Origin of the sequence: Dorea sp. AF24-7LB, from assembly GCF_003478575.1 — a bacterium.
Lineage (GTDB): Bacteria > Bacillota > Clostridia > Lachnospirales > Lachnospiraceae > Dorea_D > Dorea_D hominis.
Genome location: NZ_QUFR01000014.1, coordinates 1 through 23,065, shown reverse-complemented (window position 1 = coordinate 23,065; position 23,065 = coordinate 1). Strand labels below are relative to the sequence as shown.

26 protein-coding genes and 2 pseudogenes are annotated in these 23,065 nt (G+C 39.4%); 15 read left to right on the top strand and 13 right to left on the bottom strand.

Features of this window, described 5'->3' with window-relative positions:
- Positions 1-11: 11 nt before the first annotated feature.
- Complete coding sequence (locus DWY31_RS12015) at positions 12-389, bottom strand: hypothetical protein (RefSeq protein ID WP_005333524.1); 378 nt, start codon at positions 387-389, stop codon at positions 12-14.
- Positions 390-837: 448 nt separating this feature from the next.
- On the opposite strand from DWY31_RS12015, the gene DWY31_RS12005 reads away from it, so the two are divergent.
- From DWY31_RS12005 to DWY31_RS11970, 8 genes and pseudogenes are all read left to right on the top strand, one after another.
- Entirely contained in the window at positions 838-1,149 is a 312-nt protein-coding gene (locus DWY31_RS12005) for a helix-turn-helix domain-containing protein (protein WP_240577250.1), read from the top strand.
- A gap of 155 nt (positions 1,150-1,304) precedes the next feature.
- A complete protein-coding gene (locus DWY31_RS12000; RefSeq protein ID WP_117536978.1) occupies positions 1,305-2,018 on the top strand; it encodes a hypothetical protein in 714 nt (237 codons plus the stop codon).
- A gap of 81 nt (positions 2,019-2,099) precedes the next feature.
- The gene (locus DWY31_RS11995; protein WP_117536977.1) at positions 2,100-2,948 is read left to right on the top strand and encodes a hypothetical protein; all 849 of its coding nucleotides are present in this window, start codon (positions 2,100-2,102) and stop codon (positions 2,946-2,948) included.
- Between the two features lie 27 nt (positions 2,949-2,975).
- Positions 2,976-3,830, top strand: a complete 855-nt coding sequence (locus tag DWY31_RS11990; RefSeq protein WP_242992884.1) for a hypothetical protein — start codon at positions 2,976-2,978, stop codon at positions 3,828-3,830.
- A 60-nt stretch (positions 3,831-3,890) separates the two neighbouring features.
- Positions 3,891-4,049, top strand: coding sequence for a sodium ion-translocating decarboxylase subunit beta (locus DWY31_RS11985; protein WP_240577163.1), 159 nt, complete (start codon positions 3,891-3,893; stop codon positions 4,047-4,049).
- A 117-nt stretch (positions 4,050-4,166) separates the two neighbouring features.
- On the top strand, positions 4,167-4,550 hold the full coding sequence (locus tag DWY31_RS11980) for a hypothetical protein (RefSeq protein WP_240577164.1): 384 nt from the start codon (positions 4,167-4,169) through the stop codon (positions 4,548-4,550).
- 11 nt (positions 4,551-4,561) lie between these two features.
- Positions 4,562-4,969: pseudogene (locus tag DWY31_RS14565) on the top strand (hypothetical protein).
- A 113-nt stretch (positions 4,970-5,082) separates the two neighbouring features.
- Positions 5,083-5,445: a hypothetical protein gene (locus tag DWY31_RS11970; RefSeq protein WP_117536975.1), complete on the top strand. Its 363-nt coding sequence runs from the start codon at positions 5,083-5,085 to the stop codon at positions 5,443-5,445.
- 334 nt (positions 5,446-5,779) lie between these two features.
- Here DWY31_RS11970 and DWY31_RS11965 read toward each other — a convergent pair whose 3' ends face one another.
- The 8 genes from DWY31_RS11965 to DWY31_RS11930 all read right to left on the bottom strand — a co-directional run bounded on the left by DWY31_RS11965 (position 5,780) and on the right by DWY31_RS11930 (position 14,152).
- Positions 5,780-6,703, bottom strand: a complete 924-nt coding sequence (locus DWY31_RS11965; protein ID WP_199671994.1) for a S1 RNA-binding domain-containing protein — start codon at positions 6,701-6,703, stop codon at positions 5,780-5,782.
- 19 nt (positions 6,704-6,722) lie between these two features.
- Positions 6,723-8,693: a VirD4-like conjugal transfer protein, CD1115 family gene (locus tag DWY31_RS11960; protein ID WP_117536973.1), complete on the bottom strand. Its 1,971-nt coding sequence runs from the start codon at positions 8,691-8,693 to the stop codon at positions 6,723-6,725.
- Complete coding sequence (locus DWY31_RS11955) at positions 8,683-9,789, bottom strand: hypothetical protein (protein ID WP_022415648.1); 1,107 nt, start codon at positions 9,787-9,789, stop codon at positions 8,683-8,685. Before DWY31_RS11955 ends, DWY31_RS11960 begins: the two co-directional genes overlap by 11 nt.
- 109 nt (positions 9,790-9,898) lie before the next feature.
- Positions 9,899-10,600 (bottom strand): DUF6100 family protein, encoded by a 702-nt coding sequence (locus DWY31_RS11950; RefSeq protein WP_005333541.1) that lies wholly within the window; start codon positions 10,598-10,600, stop codon positions 9,899-9,901.
- A gap of 6 nt (positions 10,601-10,606) precedes the next feature.
- Positions 10,607-11,134 (bottom strand): DUF5697 family protein, encoded by a 528-nt coding sequence (locus DWY31_RS11945; RefSeq protein WP_005333543.1) that lies wholly within the window; start codon positions 11,132-11,134, stop codon positions 10,607-10,609.
- Between the two features lie 328 nt (positions 11,135-11,462).
- Entirely contained in the window at positions 11,463-12,311 is an 849-nt protein-coding gene (locus DWY31_RS11940; RefSeq protein ID WP_005333545.1) for a MerR family transcriptional regulator, read from the bottom strand.
- A gap of 132 nt (positions 12,312-12,443) precedes the next feature.
- A complete protein-coding gene (locus DWY31_RS13840; protein WP_005333547.1) occupies positions 12,444-12,974 on the bottom strand; it encodes a hypothetical protein in 531 nt (176 codons plus the stop codon).
- 2 nt (positions 12,975-12,976) lie between these two features.
- On the bottom strand, positions 12,977-14,152 hold the full coding sequence (locus DWY31_RS11930) for a MarR family transcriptional regulator (protein ID WP_023921589.1): 1,176 nt from the start codon (positions 14,150-14,152) through the stop codon (positions 12,977-12,979).
- 349 nt (positions 14,153-14,501) lie between these two features.
- Between DWY31_RS11930 and DWY31_RS11925 the strand changes: the two genes are divergently transcribed.
- Positions 14,502-15,563: a hypothetical protein gene (locus DWY31_RS11925; protein ID WP_118520723.1), complete on the top strand. Its 1,062-nt coding sequence runs from the start codon at positions 14,502-14,504 to the stop codon at positions 15,561-15,563.
- A 225-nt stretch (positions 15,564-15,788) separates the two neighbouring features.
- On the opposite strand, the gene DWY31_RS11920 is transcribed toward DWY31_RS11925, so the two are convergent.
- The 3 genes from DWY31_RS11920 to DWY31_RS11910 are packed head-to-tail and all read right to left on the bottom strand — an operon-like array spanning position 15,789 to position 18,062.
- Positions 15,789-16,484, bottom strand: coding sequence for a hypothetical protein (locus tag DWY31_RS11920; RefSeq protein ID WP_118520721.1), 696 nt, complete (start codon positions 16,482-16,484; stop codon positions 15,789-15,791).
- Between the two features lie 15 nt (positions 16,485-16,499).
- A complete protein-coding gene (locus DWY31_RS11915) occupies positions 16,500-17,387 on the bottom strand; it encodes a DUF6414 family protein (protein ID WP_118520719.1) in 888 nt (295 codons plus the stop codon).
- Between the two features lie 33 nt (positions 17,388-17,420).
- Positions 17,421-18,062 (bottom strand): helix-turn-helix domain-containing protein, encoded by a 642-nt coding sequence (locus tag DWY31_RS11910; RefSeq protein ID WP_118520717.1) that lies wholly within the window; start codon positions 18,060-18,062, stop codon positions 17,421-17,423.
- A 113-nt stretch (positions 18,063-18,175) separates the two neighbouring features.
- Between DWY31_RS11910 and DWY31_RS14215 the strand changes: the two genes are divergently transcribed.
- The 6 genes from DWY31_RS14215 to DWY31_RS11875 all read left to right on the top strand — a co-directional run bounded on the left by DWY31_RS14215 (position 18,176) and on the right by DWY31_RS11875 (position 22,752).
- Positions 18,176-18,637: a hypothetical protein gene (locus DWY31_RS14215; protein ID WP_243060573.1), complete on the top strand. Its 462-nt coding sequence runs from the start codon at positions 18,176-18,178 to the stop codon at positions 18,635-18,637.
- A 24-nt stretch (positions 18,638-18,661) separates the two neighbouring features.
- On the top strand, positions 18,662-19,186 hold the full coding sequence (locus DWY31_RS11900; protein ID WP_118520715.1) for a flavodoxin family protein: 525 nt from the start codon (positions 18,662-18,664) through the stop codon (positions 19,184-19,186).
- A 75-nt stretch (positions 19,187-19,261) separates the two neighbouring features.
- Entirely contained in the window at positions 19,262-19,471 is a 210-nt protein-coding gene (locus tag DWY31_RS11895) for a DUF6219 family protein (protein WP_009300563.1), read from the top strand.
- A 308-nt stretch (positions 19,472-19,779) separates the two neighbouring features.
- Positions 19,780-20,316, top strand: a complete 537-nt coding sequence (locus tag DWY31_RS11885) for a hypothetical protein (RefSeq protein ID WP_118520713.1) — start codon at positions 19,780-19,782, stop codon at positions 20,314-20,316.
- 235 nt (positions 20,317-20,551) lie between these two features.
- Positions 20,552-21,874: an MATE family efflux transporter gene (locus DWY31_RS11880; protein ID WP_118520711.1), complete on the top strand. Its 1,323-nt coding sequence runs from the start codon at positions 20,552-20,554 to the stop codon at positions 21,872-21,874.
- 8 nt (positions 21,875-21,882) lie between these two features.
- Entirely contained in the window at positions 21,883-22,752 is an 870-nt protein-coding gene (locus tag DWY31_RS11875; RefSeq protein ID WP_118520709.1) for an AraC family transcriptional regulator, read from the top strand.
- 128 nt (positions 22,753-22,880) lie between these two features.
- On the opposite strand, the pseudogene DWY31_RS14075 reads toward DWY31_RS11875, so the two are convergent.
- Positions 22,881-23,065 (bottom strand): annotated as a pseudogene (locus tag DWY31_RS14075) (hypothetical protein); the annotation flags it as partial.

The window sequence follows — 23,065 nt, the reverse complement described above, 5'->3', positions numbered from 1 at the left end:
TCTCCTTTCGTCTATCCGTTCCATTTTCCGCCTGCAAAGAACGGGGTGATGTAAGCCATGATAAAGCCAAGCCCGTTTAAGATCGCCCAGGTAATGACGATACGCTTGAGCCATGCACGTGATTCGTCCACGGTTTTTCCGCTTTTGGAAAAATTCATCATCAGAAGGGCAACCGATGCCGTTACGACTGCAGCAATGGTGGAAATGAGGATAATCTGGTTATAGACATCCTTCATGATCTCATTGGCTTTGGTCCAGATGGTAGCGGCAAAAACCGGCTGTGTATATCCGCAGAGGACTGTGACAGCCAGAAATGCAGCATACAGGCATCTGCCATAATTGACATGCCGTTTTGTGTCCGGCGGAGCGTTTTTCAGTTTGTGTTTCACGTAAAGATACCTCCTTTTTATAAGAGCGGCAGGAGAATTACCTCCCCTGCCTTTGCTTATGGTTTTCCTGCCTCAAGAAAGGACGCAGCCCGGTCAATGCAGGCTGCGTCCTAAATCAAAGTATGAAATTGTAAAGATCCTCCTATCTTACAGAAAAAACGCAGCTTATTTGCCGCAGGAGAGGCTTCCCATAAGGCAGTGCTGCGTTTCCTTCTGCATATAATTTTGACAATATCAATTTTAACATGGGTAAATTACCGCTACAATCGCAGGAATGTGCCAGTTACAGACGATGGAGTGCCAAAAACGTGACCAACGCTAAAAGCGTTGTAAATGCAATCCTTATGGATACTTTAAGCGTGATTTGCAACCAATTATACTGGATTTACATGACTAATGCTTTAAGCGTTAGTGAATACTGGAAGGAGGAGGTGTGCGTGTGAAAGGAATGGGAAAGGCAATCCGCAGGTACAGGGAAGAGGCAGGAATTACGCAGGAGAAACTGGCTGAACTGGTGGATATCAGTACCAACCATCTGGGTGCGATTGAGCGGGAAGTGAAAACACCTACGATGGAAACATTTGTAAAGCTGTTGAATGTATTAGGTGCGGAACCGAATGAAGTGCTGAAGGAAGTGATTCCTCTTACCAGAATGGAACATACTTCTGTAGTGGAAGGAAAGCTGGAAGGGCTCACACCGAAGAAGCAGGAAAGCGTGCTTCGGATGCTGGATGTGATAATTGAAGAGATGATGAAATAGAAGCTGTCTGCGAAATTGCCGCAGGCAGTTTTTTTGAAAGTTGTATATGCAATAAAACACATAAAAATATGCGATTTATGATGAAAGTGATTGCAAGATTTGATATAGTAATCCTAAAAGCATTATAAAACTAATTCTTAAAGGATGACTATGATATGAAAAAGGGATATGTGGGATTATTGGCATGTGCGGCAGGAATTCTGATCGGACTGGGAATCAGCCGGCTGGATCTGACAGGTTATCTTGAAAAAACACAGGAGCAGGAATATCACCCGGTAGAAAGAAAGGTGCCTGAATTAGTAGAAAGCAAGCTGAAAGATCCCAAGCAGTGCTGGCTGTGTGGGAGTCATGAACGGAGCATGATGGGATATTTTCGGAAGTTTGATGATCTTGGAGTCATCTGTACCAATCAATGGTATGTGATGGATATGCATATACGGAATCACGATGAAGACGGGAATCTTACCGGCCCGCAGGGAAACGGGCATATGGGTTATACCGGGACAGGAGAAGGCGGCTGCTTTTTCCATACGGAGCAGATGTCGGATTACGGGATTTCCGAAGTATCGGTGGATTACGGGGAAGATAGTATCTTCGATGTGAAAAAAGTACAGAACCATCTGTGTCAGGAATGTCTGGATAAGCTGGTGGAAAGCATGGAAGTATTCTGTGAGGAAACACAAAAGCCAAAGCCACGTGATCTGGTACTGGTGGATTTTCAGACATTGGAGCTGTACGCCCTTCAGGAGCATAATGCGGGATACTTTATCCGGGATTATTATGTGGAAATTGAATCAGATGAGGAGACTATGAAGATCCAGGCGTTTTACTGTCCGAAGCTTGTGAACGGGAAAAAGGCTGGGGAATAAATTGTGATTTGAATTGGGGAGGAGTATAATGTAAGTAGGTTTTATGTATTAGAAAAATTTGAAGTTGATGGAGGAAAAGCAATGACAATAGCGGCATCGTGGGTGAGAAAAATTCATAATTGTGAAGAATTAATTTTTATTTCTGATAGTAGATTATGTGGAGGACATCGCTGGGACGAGTGTCCAAAACTTACAACTTTGCCGGGAAATACATGTGCACTAGCGTTTGCAGGAGATACTGAATATGCATATCCAATGATGATGCAAATTAGGCAGGCAATGACGGGATATACAAGAATAGAAACACGGGCAATGGATATAACCGATATTAATGGACACCTTTTAAATCATGCAAATCATCTAATGAATTCAGTGTATGATTTGGCTGATCCAAATTATGTTCCCGATAATGAATTCGTTTTTGGAGGATATTCGTGGGTGGAGAAGAAATTTAAAATTTGGAGATATTATTATGATAAACATGATAAGTCTTTTGCAAAGGACGGAAAGAACCATAGAATAATATCTAGTGTGAGTGGCAACTTTGTGGCAATTGGTGATCAGAGAGAAAATTTTAAAAGAGAATTAAGGGATTTATTAAGGAAAAAGTATGGAAACGATATCGAGAAACAAAAAGGGATTGTTTTAGATATGGAGCCTTTTGAAGCATTATGCAGAATGCTTCAAAAAACAGATAAAAGAGATACAATAGGAGGAGCTCCGCAGATGATCAAGTCGTATCAGTATATGAATTGTCGCCCTGTGGGAGTATACTGGCCAGAAAAGAAAGATATGTTTTCAAATCGCACATTATTAGGAAGAAGGTTATTTGACTATGAAGATACAAAATATTGGTTTATAGATCCAGTCACGCTACGAACTAATCCATGTAATAAGATTGAAGAACATGATGAATTGAGAAGTATATAAAAATTCTATTTTGTGGAGGGGATAGATATGACCAATAGAGTGGAGAAGAATAATGAAATGAAAATTTTTTGTAGTGAAGACGAGATAAATTATAATCAATCAAATAATTATGCTTTTTTGAACTGGTGTTTTGATGACGCTATGGGGGGAAATGATAAAAGTAATCCGGTTCAAACTATAAATGATAATTTTGAAATGGGCAAAGCATATATGGCCAATGCAGTATTAGGGCTGTATTCAATTTTGTATAATAGAAATCGTTATTGTGTGGCAGATATGCTTGTTTTTCCTATTTTATTTGACGTATGGCATGGCGTAGAATTGTGGCTGAAAAGTAGTATAAATGCAATTCATTTTCTTATTCATTCTGGAGAGAAATTAAAAAATAATCACGGTATTTATGAGTATTTAAATATTTTAAAGTGTGAATTGAGTAGACTAAATATGAACAAATCAATAGAAATCGCACTATCAGAATTGAGCGTACTGATCGAGGAATTAAAACGTGTAAATGCACATTTTGATTTTGCGAGATATTCATTTGGAAGAAATGGTGAATATCAGTTTTATAATGCACCGTTAGGTGAGGAAAAACAATGGCAGAAGAAAAATATGAGTGGGCGAGAGTCGATAATTCCTAATACAGGGGTTGATCTTCAAGTGTTATTTACTATTCTTTTAGGAGTTGTTGAGAATTTTAAGGATCTTGTGGAATATTTAACTTTGGTAATATCTGAAGGAGGTGAACTGTCAGATGAAGCATATATGGAACATCTGAGAATATGTAAAAAATTTGAAGAACATATAAATCAGGATAGTGATGACAAAGAGGATATGGGAATAGAAAAAATAATGGAGTTAATATATTCATACATTTTATGACATGTATTCTTCCCGTAAAGAAGTATGTGATTTGAGGAGAAGGTAGTTACATAAAAATGTTTGGGAATCATAGCAGGAATTTTAGGAATTGTATTGGCTGTCATTGGCATTGTACTGAAGCAGAAAGAAAATGCGGCAGTATCCGTGATAGGCGGTGCGGATGGTCCGACTTCTATTTACATAGCAGGGAAATTGAACGGGATAGTTTTAGTTTTCTGATTGTAATTGGTATTACTTTGTTGATTTTAGCAGGAATTGTTTTATACAAACGTAAGCATTAAGTTACAGTTTTTTAGACTGTGTATGGCGGAAGAACCGGGAAAGTGTAGATATATCATGGGGATTTTGGAAAAAAATAAAAAAAGTAAGGGTACAGCGTTTGTCTATGATGAGAATAATGATTACTATAAGATGGAAATAAACGGAATTGAATTTACATGCAACAGGATACATTCAGATTATAAAAAACGTGCAGTTGAACTGGCACAGGTGTATGAAAAAAGGCTTCCGGATATCGTGGATTATCTTATGCCGGATATAAAGGAGATGTTTGGAATTACAAATCCAGATGTAATAGCGAACTCACTGGGAAAGCCGAGTATAGATTTGGACAGAGGAACACTGACTTATCTGGAGCACACAATGGACAGCCTACATATTATTGAAATGGAATTTGACGGGGATTTTACCTCTTTTTATAATGCGTGCTTAGATGGGTAGCGAGGAAGAATATGGGAAAAATTAACAGAGAAGATATGCTGGAACTGACTAGACGTATGACAATCAAGAGAAACTGTTTCAGCAGGATTGCCGGAGCATACATGGATGAGGAAGGATTTGTGGATGGAACATTCAATACACATTTCCTGAAATTATCTGCTTCAGATCAGACGAGAAATCTGGCAATCGCAATGGCGAGTGATAAAGCAGAGCTGTGGGAATCGTAGGAAGTCTATCCGTTCCTTATGTGCGCCATCTGTCCGGTTTCAGGAGATTATGAGCCGGGGAAACCGGAATATGGGTTCCTGTTTCCGGCGTTTAAAGACCGGAGTGGGGATGAGCACCGGATCAACATTTATCATGCAGATGCGCTGCATCCGCATAGAGAGTTGTTCTTTGGTAAGCAGGCAGGAGAATAGGAACTATAATCTATCATCGTAGGAACTGTCACATCGTTTTCAGAAAAGCAGATATTTGCTATGCTTTATTTATGCCAACGGCAAATGAAAAAGCAAAGAGAGGTATCTGAAAAATGAATGAAGAGATGATGGAACTTTTGATGCAGAGTGCAATGGAACTGATGGAGCCGACCAGAACAAGGCTGCGGGAGCAGAATCCGGTGTTTGAGGAAGGCAGAAGTGTATGCGGCGAACTGGAAAAGAAGTTTGATGAGGCAGTGGAAGCACTCCGGAATGTGAATGCTGAAATGGCAGATCTGTTTGAGGAGCATTATAATGCCTACGAGCATTGGGGATATCAGACGGAGCTTTTCAGTTATGTGCAGGGATATCTTGACTGTATGCAGCTATTATCCGGGCTTGGTGTACTAAATGGGGTGAATCAGAAGTGGATTGATACATTCCTGAAAAGGTATCCGATGCAGAGATTAAAATAAAAGGGGGACTTGATTTCTCAAATCCCCCAGTGTATAATGAACTCAAGAAAGGTATTCAGATGCAAAATCTGATGCCCTCAGTTAAATTTTATATTCTATGTATAAGTCATAGCATCCAAAACTTTCCTAGGGTCGTGGATGCTATTTCTTATTATGTCGATCTATATAAGTCAAAGCCGCAAAAATTACCAATAGTAAAGTCAATACTTCCATTGTATTCATGGGCATCACCCTCCTTGGATACTAGAGGGCAAAATCGAAATGCATCCGTCTTTCCAGTTCAATAATACCGAATCAGTATACCACGTTCCTTTTTATGGAACAACCTATAATTTTAAATGGTCTGCTTGATGATGCGGGTGATGATGCCGAGGGCAACGTTCCGTTCCTCATCAATATGCGTCACCACAAAGGATACCTGATCCTTTTTCCCGACTGTCCGGCTGTCATAGCAGGAGTGAGCAATGGCATTGACACCGATGGAGAGCCGGACAAAGACGGTGCCTTTATGGATGTCTTCCACAGTTCCGGCGTATTTTCCCTGAATCTTACATTTTTTCATATTCTCTTTGCTGGTATTACCTTCCACGCTTTTTACATCTGCGTGAACCGTAATCTGCTCTGGTGAGTCAGCCTCCACATCCAGGATGCGTACCAGGATGTGGTCGCCCACCTGAAAGCGTTCTCTAGCATCGCCCATCCAGTCAAAAGACAAATCTCTGGCAAGAATGGAGGTTTCCACACCGAAAATTTCAGCACGGACTACTTTTTCAGCAACGGCAATGACTCTTGCCTGTACGATACGGTCTTCATAGACCTTTGGCATTCCGTTTGCGTCTTTATCCAGATAGAAAATCTGGCGTTTCTTTAGCATCGCTTCTTTGCGGCTGGCAACAATGCTGCGTGTTTTGGAATCCAATCCTTTAATCAGAAAATCAATCTCACATCCAAGCATATTGTTGAGGATTTTGTTCTGCCGCAGAGCAAGCTCCCCATAATCGTGTGCTTCATCCTGCATGAGATGAATCATCATCTCAGTTACCGGGATGACAGCACGGAAATCTTTGTAGTAAACCACGGCAATGAGGCTGCCGTTTTCTGTTTTCTCGATACCGCCAAGCATTCCGGTTAAGATACGGCGGGTACGGTAGGCATTCTGGATCTCATGCCAGGTAAGGTCTGAAATGGACTGGGCTGTTTCCAGCTTTGCATCGGAATCCAGAGTTAAAATAGATGTGTTGGTTGTTTCGTTTGGCATCATAGTGTCTCCTTTCAAATTATGACATGATAGAATCTTTATCTAAAGGAACCATGTCTGTGTGATCCGGATAGTTATCTGCTGAGAAGTCATCCGGGAAATCGTGATAGCCAGGTTCCTGATAAACGCTTTGCTGGTCAAAGAGAGGCTCAGCTTTTTTCTTTTTCTGCTTTCCATAAGAAGCGGTTTTTTTCGGGTGGGAAGCAGGAATAGTTGGAGTGTACGTATATTCTTCACTACATGCTCCTTTTCTCCATTCCGGAATATGCTCGGAAGCCTTCCGGGAAATGAGTTTTTTGGCATCCGGGTGCAGGGTGTAATCGTATTTTTCTACCTGCAGGACTTTCTGGCCACGCAGGATAATCAGTGCGGTATCCAGAGGCAGGCGTAGGATCTCATCCGGAGTTAAGAGCTTTCGTTTCCCGATGGATCTGGTCTGGCGGTATTCTGGTGTATAATCGGATACCCTCCAGCTATTTAATTGTTTGGCTTCGCTGCTGACACCAACGGTCACATCACCGGAGCGGTTAGAGATAAATGTAGCAGTTACCTCATCCGTACAGCCTAAAAATAGCTGAGTGTCGCAGTTCCCGATGATTTCCTGCCATTGGTTTAAGGGATACCGGTTCTGCATCTGAGGCAGGTTCTGGAAAATGCAGGAAATACTGAGGTTTCGACTTCGGATCACGGAAATCTTTTTGTTGAGCGATAGGATTGCTCCCGTATTCGCCAGCTCATCAGCCAGGATATGTACCGGAACCGGCAGTTTTCCATCTTCCCCATAGGTGTCTGCATAACGGACCAGTTTGATAAATACGAAGGTCATAAACAGGGAAGAAAGAAAATCAAAAGTGCTGTCTTGATCCGAAGTGATGCAGAAGTATGCACATTTTTCTTTTCCCGGCAGCGTCAGGTTGATCTCATCATAGGAAGTGATCTGGCGGATCAGCTTGTTCTGGAATACCTGAAGTCTGGAACCGAGTCCGATGATGACGCCGGAACGTACCGTGTCACTTGCCTGCTTATAGATGCAGTAGGGGACTTTTGCCGGATGGGAGACCGGAAGCAGGTCAAAGAGGCTGTTCAGTTCTTTTTCAGAACTCATGGTCAGGAGTTTGTATACCTGTCCGATATTCTTTGCCTCCGGTGGGAATCCCTGATCCACATAGAGAATCAGAGCTTTTAATAAGTTCATCTCGGCATTGTCCCAGAAGTGATCGCCTTTGGCAGAACCGGTATTCTGGATGATGACATCAGCAAATACCTGTGCCATGGTTTCCTGTCCGCCAATTTCACCCAGACAATTCCAGCTATCCGAGTTTTCCGGGTTTACAAGATTAAAGGATTTCACGATATATCCGGCATTCTCAAGGTAAGTGGCTGTACTTTCGTACAATTCCGATTTTGGATCGGTGATGATGAGGCTTTCCCCGCGGGCAACACACTGGAAGATCATGTTGCGTGCAAAGGCCCGGCTTTTCATGGAACCGCTGGCACCGTAAACGGCAATATTCCGGTTCATGCGGGTATCCTTCGGGAGACAAACGGCTTTTCCGTTCAGTTTTCCAAGAATGGTTCCCTTGTGTTTCTTGACATCATTCGTAAGCTCCAGTACCTGATGCATTTCCTCCAAAGTCATAAAACCGGAAGTCCCATAGGTTCCCTTTGTGGAATAATTCAGGTTCCGGTCCCGGTCTGTTATTTCCCCGTTTCGGTCAAATCCCATACGCATGAGAAGGAAGGTCAGGAGTCCAAAAGCTGCCAGACATAGAAAAATCCCATACAGATTGTACGGGAAAGCAGTCAGGGCATCCAGACAGGCGAGCGGGTGCGGGGAGGGAATCTGCGGGGCAGTTCCGTTTCCAGCAAAATTGCCGGCAGATTCCCAGGTCTGATAGTTGCGGATAAATTGAGCAACATAGCCTCCTGCATAGAGGGTGCAGAAGGTGATCGGAAGCATATAAATGAGCTTCCACCATTTACGGTTCATGTAAAAACCCCCTTTTGAATTTGCAAAGGTCAATACTGGAGAAATGGATTGTGGCAGTTAAGTATTTTTTCAGGACCGGAATCTGAAAATCGAAACAGATCAGGTTCCCGGATCTGCCGTATACATTTAAGCCGGTATTGAACCGGTTGATTCGCTGCATGTCAAAATCATAAGCAAGAAGGATGGGGTTCCCGGAAGCATCCGTGGCATCATGTTCCAGTGGAATTGAATCGCTGCGGCAGCCCAGATCGGACAGCAGGAGGTTGTCCAGCTTTTCCATGATCTCAGGGTGAACCAGCAGTTTTAAAAGCACTTCCCCTTCCGGAGTATTGGGAAGGTAATGGAAATGCTCGAAGGAAGTGTCCAGCATAAACAGGCTCTTTTTGTAGCCTCCTGTACTGGTAAACAGCCGGAAAGCCATTTCCATGTCGGTTCCGGTCATGATTGCCCGGATCTGTGGATGTCCGTTGTAAGGGTAGCCTTGCAGGTAATGCTGCAGGAAGGCGTTTAAGCGGACTTCCGTTCGATATTCCCATTTCAGGACTCCGTTTCCCGTGTTGTAAAGGACATAGACACATTGCGGTGCCATCAGGATGCCCATGCTGCGGGAGTTCCTAATCTTCGTGGTCTCCGGGCCTAGTTCCTTAATTTCTCTGGAAGCGTAAAAAAGAGGAAGGCTTCGCATACCGATGGAACCAGCTTCGCGGTGATTACAGAAGATGTCAGGTTTTACATCCGGATAAAAGGGAATCCCGGCATGAAGGAGTGTCAGATACGTTTCGGCTTTCTGATGTAAGCGGATACGTCGGGATACTTCACTTCGGATGAGGTTCGTCTCGGTATTGCCGGTCAGATAGCACTGGAAGCGTAGCGGCGAGACAGATAACAGCATCTCTTTCGCAGCTTTTGTAAGACGGTAGCCTCTGAGAGCATCCCGGTAGTGGGTACGGATGAGGTGTTCCGCCTTCAAATCCGTAATGAGTTTTTCCGCATAGGAGGCACTTGGGATGAGTCTGTTTAGCTGGTCTGCGGGAAATTCCCCGCACATCCCTATCATTTCCAGTAAGCGGTATTTCGTAGTGTCAGGTCTTATCAAATAAGCATCACCTCAATTCAGTTCTTACCCATGCAAGCCTATACTTGGGTAAATCTCCGGTGGTTTGGAGATAAAAAAAGCAAGAAAACAAAGTTCCCTGCGGTGGTTCTTACCGATGTCGGATTTCTGCCTGAGAAGTCAGGAGATTTTCCGACATGCTTTCGTGATGATTTTTCTGGTTCTGCAGCCATTTCGGAAAGTCAGCTTTTTCCATAACCGATACCAGTGTACAGTCCTTTAAGCCAAGCTGTGTCGTGTAGTAGGAATCACAGAAAAAGCCGCTGTCATCTGTCAGAACATAAGTACAAAGTGTATCCAGAATCTGTTTAAACTCCAGATTGTCATAATCCCGGATACGTCTTTGAGGAAGTTCCCTGTCATATATTTGACTGAAACATATCACGCAGTCACGATAGAGGGGCAGGGCATTTTGTTTTACATACTCCCGAAGCATATAATTAAGCGGTTCATGGAGAAATGCAGTGTTTGTGTGGACTCTTCGTTTCGGAAGCAGTCCGGGAAGCGTAATGGTGAGAATCCCCTGCTGTTCTGCAATCCGCATTCCCTGTGCATCTGCCGCTTTGGGAAGATAAGCTGCTTGATTTGGGGAGAGAGCCGGACAGACAAGGTTACGCATCTGGCAGGCAATCCGCTCCGCCCGAAGAGCAGCACTGACGCTCAGTTCCTCAAAATTTTTATCATAATTCTGGATATCAGTGACCTTCAGAGCGTAAACGGTATTCGTCAGTTTTTGCAGCTCCCCTTCCAGTTTTTCAAGCCGCTGGTAAATGGTTGGTGTATTTTGCGTCATAATAACCTACTTTCTCATGTAGTAACTGACAGCACCGGATTCATTTACAAGGCAGTAAGCGGCTACATCATCAATGGTGATTTTGGCAGCCTGGCTTTCGGATTCTAAGACAATCAGGCGTTTGGAACCATGTGATGGGATACTTTCCATCACATGATTGATCAGAGCCTCCTGTTCTTCACCGATATAGATGATTTCGTATTGTTCATCTTGCGAAAAGAAATTGAGCTTGATTGGAAATTCGCCACTGGTGTGGTATACAACACCTTTCTTAAAATCCAGCAGTACCCAGAAGCATGTAATTATAGCATAGTCAGGATTCTCAGCAGACTGCTGGCTGTCACAAAGAAGGTCATGCTCTTTATCGTAAATGATGCGCCCTTGTTTGATGAGGCTGGTAATCAATGACTTGATAGACTGCTCATGTCGGGAGAAAAGTTGTAAAACCTGGTCATACCTCAGAGTATGGTAAGTGGTAATGAACCGTAAGAGCTTGGCTCCTTCTCCTTGATAGATTTCGTTCCTTGTTTTCATGATTGACTCCCTTCTATATATAATAGGAAACTTTATACATATGGCTGTACGTACAGGATACGTTTGGTATTGTAAGTATAGTGTACGTACAAAGTACATAGAACCTGCTGTCAGCGATTGAATTTACAGGTACAAAAAAAGCACCATCTATGGGTGCTGGAAATAAGGAAAACTATAAGCAATACCTATTGTAGCATGGGTAATTTTACGCTTCAATCGCAGAAGCAGGTCATTTCTGTGCCATTTTCACTGGTTGGCATAAAAAAAGCAGGAAACCATTTTGATTCCCTGCATGGTGTATTGTTGTGCTTTTGTGTAGTTCTAATGATTACTTGTCTTTATAAAATGCTTCGAAAGCTTGTGCGAAGAATTCGGCTGTACCATTGCCGTATTTTTCATCTATCATAGGTTTGATTTTTTCATTACGGTAATATTGAGCCTGTGCAACCATCAGACCGTGTTCTTTCTTTATCTGTGAAAGTTGTTTCATAAGAAAACCGTATTCGGAAACAAGTTCTCTTACTTCAGAAGAATCTGGTGAACATACTTTTTTAGCTGCTAATTTGTATAAAAGATTGTCAAATTGTTGGTTGTAACTTTCTGCAGCCTCTTTGCTAATAGGATTGTTGGCAACAGACAGGAATTGCTCTTTTCCTCCATACCACTCAACAACTTTAGCATAGCCTTTCTGCATTTCTTCTGATGAAACTGTCTTAATATAATGCTTTTTCCATTCTTCAATGCTTCCAAACTCTTTTACAGCAAGTTCTTTCATATTGTCAGGCATATGTTCAAACATAGTTTGGAACATTTCTTCAACTTCCGTTTTACTAAAAATCGCAAAATCCATTTTATTCTCTCCTTTCAGGATATCATCAATGCTGGCAATCAGATGTTCCATACGTTCTTTCTTTGCTACCAACATTTTTCTCTGCATTTGCAAGATCTGGTTCCTTTCAAGAGCAGGATTCTCCAGAACAGCTTTGATTTCTTTCAAAGGAATGTCAAACTCACGGAAAAACAGAATCTGCTGTAATATTTCCAATGCCCTATCGTCATAAAGCCGGTATCCCGCATCACTTTTTTGTGTTGGTTTTAAAAGCCCGATTTCATCGTAATAGTGAAGCGTGCGAACGCTGATACCTGTAAGTTCTGATATTTCTTTGACTGTCCTCATAGTTGCTGACCTCCTGTTCCTGATAAGATAACTGTACGCTATGACGTTCCGTGAGAGTCAATATATATTTTGCATTTTTTAGTATAACATTTTTATGATATTACGAAAAGCCGAGGAGATAGGCGATATGTATTACTCTGGAAAGAACTTGTTGAGCGTATCCAATGTCTCTTTTGCAGTAAATCCCCAAAGGATGGTACTGAGTGCTTCAATCGCAGCCCTGCGTTTCCGGTAATAGGTGCGGTAGGAAATATTGGTGATGTGGTGAGCCAGCTTATCCAATATCTCATCTGTATTTTTCATTTCCTGTGGAGAGAGAAAAGCGTAGTAGAGAATCCAGTAATACTGTTCCCCATGCTTGTGATTGTTCCGGAGGAGATCGATGGATGATTCCAAAAGCTTCAGCATCTGGTTGCTTCTGGCAATACTTTTTGCCCGTTGTTCGATGTCGCTTCCGGTAAGATCAGCCCCGGCAGCATAGATGGAGTCCAGAAATTTGTCGATGTCATTGTCGTATTGGAGCTTAAACTGGTGCTCCATCTGGTGTACGACTACCTTCAGGCTGTAGGTTGCATCCCGGTATCTGCGTAAAAACTGATAGGTGTCGTGAAAACGTGGATCTTCTTCGGGTGAAGGAAATCCCTGTGTATTGCGGTTTGCCATGTCTATTCCCCCCCTTTCAGTGCAGAAGGCTCTGCCACGGCAGGCATCTTTTGGGCAGACTCATCCCCTGGACTTACGGACAACTCAAACCGATAAGCGGCATTTCCGTAGGGACAGATAATATTTAGAGTAAATGTATTAAATATATCTTTGCAGGCTGATAATGGAGATAATATATAGCGGGTTTTGGAGCAGTGGCAACATGGAATCCCTTGTGAATCCAATAGTTCTGCGACTTTTTGCACGATAAATTTCATGTGTGAATCTGGAACGCAGGAATCATTTTTTGTAACGGTGATTTGTGAGTCTGTGACAGTTTCTGAAACGCTAACAGAAGCAGAATCCTCAATAGTGATTTCTTCAGGTACATGGATTGGTAATTGCATCTTCATAGCGATCTCCTCCTTGTCAATCATAACGTCGCTGATATTAAACATCACGGACAGGTAATTGTTGAGATAAATTACGCTTCCGTGTTTTCCTGTAAATGAGATAAGTGTAATGTATTCTTTTTCCTCCAGTTTCTTCAAGAGTCGTGATACCGATGCCTTTGACAGACTCCACCTTTCACCCAGTTCATTAAAGCTGGTAAGGGGATTTCCGGTATTATCCCGGTAATAGACAATGGGACCGGAATCAGATCCCAGGACAGAGGAATCGTTGTAAACTGCATGAATCCACAGATCCAGAATAACATCCATTTCCGAGCATTTTCCAATGCCAATTAGTTCGTGAACTTTGGCAATCGGGAAAAAGAAAAACCCTGTATCTTTTTTACAGGGATAGTTGTATTCCAATACGGTATTGTCTTTGGGCCAGTCTGATATTTTGAATTTGACCAGGCGGTTTTTGCCGAGAAGAGAGTAGGTAATGTAATTCTGCTCTTCAAAAAATCGAAGGATGGACAACGCTTGATGTTGGAAACGGCAGCGAAACCATTCCTGAAGATCTGTGACTGTGCAGATCCACTCTCCTGGACCAATGGTATAGGTAATGTGTTCCATCCGGCGGTAGGATGTGCGGTAATTTGCATAGGAGCATAATACCAGATAATAAAAAAGAAAAGAGCCCCCGGTAGTTCGGATGCTCTTGGTAGTGATTAAAGTTTGTATGAAGTCACGGTAAATGCGACAGCGTGGAAATTCCACGATTTGTTTGAGTTCTAATTTGTAATTCATGGTGATCTTCCTTTCAAAGTATATTTAATTGTAATCGGACTTTTCATAGTGTTGGTATCAAGAAGAAGCCGATGGAAGTATAGCAAGTAGTCGTGTCACTCATTGCATTTTTATTGCATTTTTAAAATTTAGATTATGTGGCTATGTTGCTCTTAACTGGTTAAAAAGCCTTTAAAATCGTCTATATGCGTTAATACTCCGTACTGTCTGTCTGGAGTTTGAATAGTACAAGAGTACATGGATTATTTTATATGGCAGGTGGTCTATAGGATTGCCTGTCATATAAGTATTTATCATATTTGGACTTTATGTTGTTGCCAATGAAAATCAGAAGAGGAATTGTTAAATTATGGAGAATTCTATTGAAAACATTAGAAGAAGTAAGCAAACAATTTCTGAAATCGTAATTACAACTGTGATTATTTCCATAGGAATAAATTTTGTAGTGTTAGGGATAAGTAAGGAGTTAGATTTTAATAATAATTTGATGCTAATTATAATAGGTAGTATCTTGATTATATTATCTTTACTCATTATTTCTTTTCAGAAATTTAAACAATCGAATAGAAATGTGATAATAGAGGCAGCATTGGAGTATGATAATGGAAATAGAGAAATACTAGATATTGATGGTTATGCATTTTCATATGATGTATGCAAATACTTAAATGCGGCGTTGTCAGAAGATAAAAATATAGAAGCAATGTGGATGAAGGATAGACTTGCAATGACTCATATTTTTAATGAAGTCGAATCAGATAAAACTTTTATCGGTGTTTCGCGTTCAGGTACGTTGTTAAATCAACTTTTAGAATACATAGTTTTGAAGAAATTGTCCACATTAACAACAGATTATTTTAATAACCCAAAATACAATAAAGATAAGATAACAAGAATACAAAGAGAAGAAATTAATGATTTTGTTGCTTCTAATATTTTTGTGAATTTATTTTCAAAGCAGCCATATGAAAGGGCAGCGTTTGATAATAAAGATTTCGAAAGAGATGTTGTATATAGTATTGGTAAAAATGGTGCAATATATGATAAATTCGAACTTTATGTACCAGTGAAATGTCGGTTTGTTAAAGAAAAACCTAATACTATTACTTTGAAGCACCCATATTTTAAACTTAAAATCACACCAACTTTTACCGGATTTGGAACGGTTTTGCCACGTGATTTCGAGAAGAGATATATGCAAATTGAGAATCTTTCAAATATTTCGTGTTACAAAATAATGATTGGAATAGATTTGAAGTTTTCGCCACTTGCTTTTTTTATGAACAAAGAGCAATATTATGGTTGGATAGATAAATTTGCAAATGAGTTGATAAATTATGCATCAATTGATAAATTTTTTGAGAAAATAAGATGGGATGTGGTTAGAACTTTTATGAAGTGTAATAAGTAACGTATTGGCAACATTTTGGCAACAGAAAATCAGTAAGCCAGAATAATTGATGTAATTGAAGTAAAAACAGGGGTGTATTTGCACAAAACTTAAATAAATACAGTTAAGAACAGCAAAGGACACGCCGAGTTTGAATAATGTACATGAGCCAAGAAATGCTGAATTTAAGGCGTTTCTTGGCTCGTTTTTGGTTGCGTGACAATCAAATGACAATAATTTTGGAAATTAGTATGTGCTCATATCGGATTTGAATATGTAGCATTTTTTTGCATAGAAAAGTTTTATTTGTCTCAAATCATAAATAAAATCATCGTATTTATTATAATCTCTATAAAGAATATCTTTAATAATTGGTGTTAATGAGAAAATTAGTGAAAAAGTTAATAACACAAGAACTATAACTTGTAATGCCATGGTAATCATTTCGTCTTGTGAAGCAGCATTTCCAATCTTTTGTGCTACAAATGCAACAATAGGAATAATTATTGCACCTAATGTCTTAAATGGTTTCTTTAATGGGGCTATGTAGTCACATTGGATTTGTGCCTGTTTTGCTTCCTCAATTAACATATCAAGTGAGTCAAAATTTTGAATTTCTATTCCGTAGTCTTTTAATACATTAATGGTCATATTCATTCGTTTTTCGGAATAAGGGGCATAGTGTTGCTGAAGCATTACTTTAAGATTCCTTTTCATGGAATCAATTATAAAGAAAATTATAAGTGATATAATACCTAATGCCATCGGGATATATGAAGCCCAAGTTTGCTTAAAAATTAATAAGATACCACTAATAATAGCACTTGCAAAAAGGATGATTACAAGAATCTTTCGGTAAAGGGGAAGTTTTGTAAAAGGAATAGTGCTTTTAATATTTTTTAATCCAATTTTATAGCTGATAAATAAGTCACAAAATCTCATATGAATATCTCCTTTTTATTCGTAGTATATTGCAATAGGATGTACAATATTTAAGGATGATTGTTGACCAAAGAATGAAAGCATGATTTGGTTCAAACCGATGCCAACTTGAGCTAATGGAGAAATATTTGTACTGTCATTAGTATCTGTTGTTATTTTGTTAGTGATATATCCAAGAACTTTGATTTTACCGCCGAATTTAAAAGATGTCATATTAATGCTATCGCGCATATATTTGTCATTTAGTACAACCATATTGTCTGCAATACATAAGGTTCTTCGATATGGAACAAGTGTGCAAAGCATTTCAATTATGTCCTTTGTATCATCATAGCCTTTATCAGATTCTGCACATTTGCTTTTGGCAAGATTAGTATAAATTTTCTTGATTTCATTAGAATTAGCGCCTTCCTGCTCTAATTCAATATCTTGTTGTATTTTAAGCAAGGCTTGTATTTTGTCGCGGTCGTTTTTCTTCATAAAATCCAAAAATTTTTTGTCGTTAAAAATCTTTTTATAATAGTCTAAATCCATAATATAAAATTCGTCATTGATTTCTATGAAGTCACCAATATTGTGATTTGATAAATGTTCGTTTTTGTTTAAATAATTCATGAGTTGATCGAATGCGTTGTCATGTAAAAGCTTAGTCTGTACAGCGCTAATAAGTTCAGTGTTAGATGTCTCTTTTAAATGGCGATATGTAAAATCCATTTTGCCTTCAATGCCTTTTCCAAATACTTTTAAATCTGCATCTGCTCCTAAGTCAGATGTATATTCAGATTGCTTATCAGTTGCTTGACTAGATTGAGTCTCTGTTTCTTGTGTTTGCACTAAGCCATCATATATTTGTGCAATATATGAATTAAGTGTATCAGTATCTAAATATATAAATCTTCTCATAATAATAAATCCTTTCCTATGATTATGGTTGAACTACTCTTTCTTCGGTTTCCTTTTCCTCTTCACATAAGAGAAATCCGGAAACAAGTCTTTTAACAATTCAGCAGTTTCTTCTACATCGTCATATTCATCCATATTTTGAACAAGTAGCTGGTCGTCATCATCAAGATTCAACGAAACAGTATACTCTTTATTGGGGTCTGTTGGGTTCATTGGGTACTTTACCTCTTTGAGATAATATTCCGTTTCTGATATTTCTTCATCCTCTAGCTTGTCTCGTAAACGTGCCCAATACTCAACCATCTTTCGGAAGTTATTAAGGTCTTCCTGTGGACGGGGACCAGCACTTGGAAGCCGCTCTTCAAATTTGAAGCATATTTCTCCATCTTTCATAGTAGGTCGTAGTCCGTATGCCCATTCAATGTCAAATAGTACATGAAGTGCACTGAATATATTGGCAACATCAGGATCAGATAATGCATAAAAACTGACACCTAGATTGTTTGCAATACTTAATAAAGTCGCTTCATCCGGATATCTGTTTCCGAGTTCATAGTTTCTAATAGTAGATTCATTTAATCCGCATTTCTCTGCTAATTCCTTTTGCGTCATGTCAGATGCAATTCTGAAATTTCGAATCAAATAGCCTACTCGGCTGGTGAATTTCTCTCCCATTTTTACTGCTCCTTATAAGGTTAATGAGGGTTGTAGCATGCACGACGACACGAGGTACAAAACATGCATCTGCATACATTATATCATCAACAGTGCAACTGGAAGAGTTTTATATGCTGGAAAAAGAAACCGAAAAATCGGATGCTAGAAAAGTAGCTGTGCTGATGAAAGGATATCTGCAGTCGATGAAGTCAAATATTCGAGAAATCATTCGTTATATTAATGACACGATACTTGAAAAATCAAATGATAAAAAGAAAGATAAACAGGAATCTGCGAGCACCATATCCGAGGAAGTGCAGGAATTTGTGAATCTGACAATTACAGAGCATATGGGGAAAGCATATTCAGAATGGAAGTTAAAGCAGGATAAAGAGCCAGTAAGTGAGATTGATAAGAAATACCAGAAATTACTGGAAACGTTATCCCAAGAACAGGAAGAAGTGATTACGGAATACTGTAATGCAATTTTTAGCAGTGGAGTAGAAACAGAAGAATTTTTCTATCGACTGGGATTAAAAGATGGACTGAATCTGAAAAATACGGTAAAATCTGTATTAGAAATGATATCATGAAATCGGAAGTTGGAGGATACACGCATGAAAATTGTAATCATTAATGGAAGTGCCAGAAAAGGAAACACGCTGACAGCAATCAATGCATTTATAAAAGGAGCATCAGAAAAGAATGAAATTGAAATCATTGAACCCGACAAACTCAACATTGCACCATGCAAGGGATGTGGTGTCTGTCAATGCTCTAAGGGATGCGTCGATAAGGATGATACAAATTCTACAATTAATAAAATTGCTGCCGCAGATATGATTCTTTTTGCTACACCAGTTTATTGGTGGGGAATGTCAGCACAATTGAAACTTATCATTGATAAGTGCTACTGCCGTGGATTGCAGTTAAAAAATAAAAAAGTTGGCACGATTGTTGTAGGCGGTTCTCCCGTAGACAGTATCCAGTATGAGCTGATTGATAAGCAGTTTGACTGTATGGCAAAATATCTTTCATGGGATATGCTTTTCAAAAAATCATATTACGCAACAGCCAGAGATGAACTTGAAAAAAACAAGGATTCCATGAACGAACTTGAGGGGATCGGAAAAAATTTATAAAGCACGTTCCAAATTCCTGTTTGCATATTTCATTAAAAGGCACATATTAAAATTAACACAAAAGGAGATGTTAGAATGAAAGCTCATGAATATTGGTCTGTCGGAGCATTGATAACGATGCTAGGAACTTTTTATAGCGGATATAAAGGTTCAAAATCAAGCCATAAATATTTTGCGGCAAGTTCTTTGCTTTGTATGATTATGGCTATTTATACAGGTCATAAGATGATATCTAAAAACAAGAAAACAAAGAAAGAACCAATATCATTAGGAAATGAAGAATAATACAATCAACCTTGTGCCAAGTGGGCACGAAGTTGGCATAGTCACTATGGTGTCAGGAGAAATCCTGGCATCTTTTTTTATATCTTTTTACACTTCAAAAAATAATTTCAAAAAATTTCTAAAATCATGTCCGATTTTGTCGCTCCCAATACAGAGTATATGGAAGGCAAATTGAAAATCCTCTGATTTCCAAAAATCACAAACGTAAAAGAGGTTCAGACAGTTCTTCCGATTGCACCTTGACAATTGAAGGAGCTGATACATCTTGAGAAATATGCTTACCGGAGTTAATCCGGCTTGGAAATCTGATGGATGATGTTCGGTATTATGGAGAGCTTGCACTGGTACGGGAAGGGATTGAGAAAATACATGAAGCATTGCCGGATTATAAGTATGTACCGATGAGGGATGTTCGAGAAGCAATGTATCCAGAGAAGATGACCACAGAACAGCTGGCAGAGGCACTGGATGAGATTGCAGAAGCTTTTGATTCGTATGAGTATCGAGATAATGTGGAGCCGGGAGAAAATACGGTACAAGAGGTGATGTTGGATTTGCAGAGCTTTTGCAGTCTGGAAGAAAAAGGTGTGAAGGAGAGACGAGAACAGCAGGTAGCGGAAAGAAATGAAGGAAGAGCAGATGAGCGAGTAATAAGTACCGGAGCGAATGCAGTGGTTAAGGAGGCAGGAAAGACAGATAGAAAAACGGCACAGCAGAAGCAGACGGTAGATGGAAAAGATAAGAAATTATCCATTCATGAACGGCTTGAAATCAATAAGAAGATTATTCAAGAAAAACAGGGAAAAGATAAGCCGGAGAGAGGAGCTGATTTTGGTGTGAGATAATTGAAAAAAGGAATGGAAGTTACTGTTTTGGTAGTTCATTGGGAGCATCCCAGTTATCATACCAGCGTTTCATAGAATTCGGGTATTTTGCGGTCCATTTTTCAGTAACACGATCTAGTACTTTTTAAGATAAAGTAGAAATAGTGCAATTTTCACAGGATATTATACAAGAATTACATAGAAATATATTGTATTATTGATATAGTATTCTTGAATTGTATGTGAGGAGAAAACTATGGCAGCTGAAAGAAAAACATTAACACAGTTATCTGTGCCAATATGCTTAGAAACTTTATTTTATATGCTTTCAGGTATGGTCGATACGCTTATGCTATCATCTGTAAGCGACCAGGCTGTAGGAGCAGTGGGAACAGCAAATACATATATAGGTGTTTTTATTATCATGTTCGGCGTAATATCGTCGGGTATGATAGCTGTTATGTCACAAAATATCGGGGCCGGAAGACTGGGGATAGCGTATCAGGCAAGACAACTTGGACTTATATTCAACGCATTGATAGGTATCGTAATGTCTGTCATTCTTGCTACTTTTTCTGGTGGGATACTTCGAATCGTAAGTATTGCTCCGGCTTTGCTTGAGCCGGCTGAAATATATCTTAGAATTGTTGGCGGCGCATGTTTTTTAAATGCACTGATTCCTATTTTCTCCAGTTATTTGAGAGTGTTTGGATATACAAAACATTCTTTGATAGGAACTATTGTTGGAAATGTTCTCAATATAATACTTAATTCAGTATTCTTATTTGTATTCAACTGGGGTGTAATGGGAGTTGCTGTTGCCACGGTTATTTCAAGAGTTGTAAATCTTATTATTGTAGCAGGTATGGGGGCTGTGCTTATAAAAGCAAAACAGAGTCCTGAGCGAATTGCATCAAGAAAGATATTTGCGCAGATTGTTAAGATTGGTTTTCCTTCTGCGCTTGAAACAGCACTTTACAACATCGCAATGACCTTTATTGTACGTTTTATGAATCAGATGGATGTGGATGGAATGAATGTTACAGCATGCTCATATGCTATACAGATTGCAAATTTCTCATATTGTGTGGGAGCTGCCCTTGCTCAGGCAAATGCAATTATGACCGGTTGGAGAATTGGAGCAAAAGAGTTTGAGGAATGTAACAGGGGAACGAGAAAAGCTGCGATATACGGTATCATCACAGCGACCTGTTTTTCCGTGACATTTGCATTGGCAGGACATTTTATCGTGCATATATTTACTGATGATACACAGATGATAAATCTTGTGGTAAAGTTGTTAATAGTAGATGTCTTTCTTGAATTTGGAAGGGTAACAAACCTTGTATATGGTCAGGCATTAAAAACGAGTGGAGACGCACTTTTCCCGGTTATACTAGGTGCAATATTTATGTATTTGTTTGCAGTTGGCGGAACTTATTTTCTCGGAATACACATGGGACTTCTGGCTGTAGGATCATATATTGCTATGGCAGGTGACGAATGTGCGAGAGCTGTGGGAATGGTACTTAGATGGAAGAGTGGAAAATGGAAAAGTAAAGGTCTTATAGAAGTATAGGAGAGATTATGTACTTTGAATTAAAGGAAAATAAACCGCATGGTACAAAGGATGATCCGTTTAGTACATATCATATAAAAAATGAGGGACGATCATTTCAGATACCGGTACATTGGCATGATGAACTGGAAATTATATATGTAAAAAGTGGGTTTTTGACTGTAAGTATATCAGGAGAAAATTATATTGGAACCCCCGGGGATGCTTTTGTAGTGTCGCCGGGCAATCTGCATTTCATGGGTTCACAGGCTGGAGAAGTGGATTATTTTACTTTCCTTTTTCCACTTGAATATATCTCTTTTTGCACAGATGACATGTTAGATGATAAATTGCTTACTCCATTAAAAAATGGTCATTTGATGATAAGACCAAGGATCAAGGATGCAGCAAAAGAGTTGTGTGAGCAGTTGGCCGAAATATATATGGCAAAAAATGATGAAAAGAAGTTGGAAATAGCTGTTCAGATAAAGACAAAAATAATTCTTTTACAATTTATTCTTCACATGTGGGAGAATGGATTTATAATCGAAAATGATAAAAGTGGAAGAAATACTGTAGAAAAAGAGATGATTTCATACATACAGCAGAGTTTTACAGGGGAGATATCATTAAAGGAATTTGGGGAACAGTTCCATCTTTCTGAAAAATATGTATCGCAATATTTTAAAGAACATTTTCATATTACGCTTTCAAAATATGTTACATATTTGCGGTTGGAGCATGCAAAACAGTTGTTACAAAATTCGGACATTCCAGTTACAGAGGTTGCAATGCTCAGTGGCTATCAGAACGTAAGTTATTTTATCAGAAGCTTCAAAAAAACATATGGAGTGTCTCCGTTAAAATATAGAAAAAATGAGCCGAGTACATGGATTTAGCGGAGTGTGAAAGAAACATAAACGATGTTACAAACAAAAGGTTAGGGAACACCTGAAAGGGAGTTTCCTAACCTTTTGTTGTATAGAGCTGTTATCAGTCTGCTCAATCAATAAATAATCAGGCAATTTTATGCTACAGGAACATTTCCTGTAGATTTCCTTTCAATCAGCTGTGTATACAATAAAAATGTACTGATTGAAACGCCATTAAGAAGACTGGATAACGCAAAGAATCCACTTTTTCCCAGTTCAATTGAATATTCCAATGCAATAGTGCATGCTTTCCAAAGATTCAGAGCACCCTTTTCCGGAA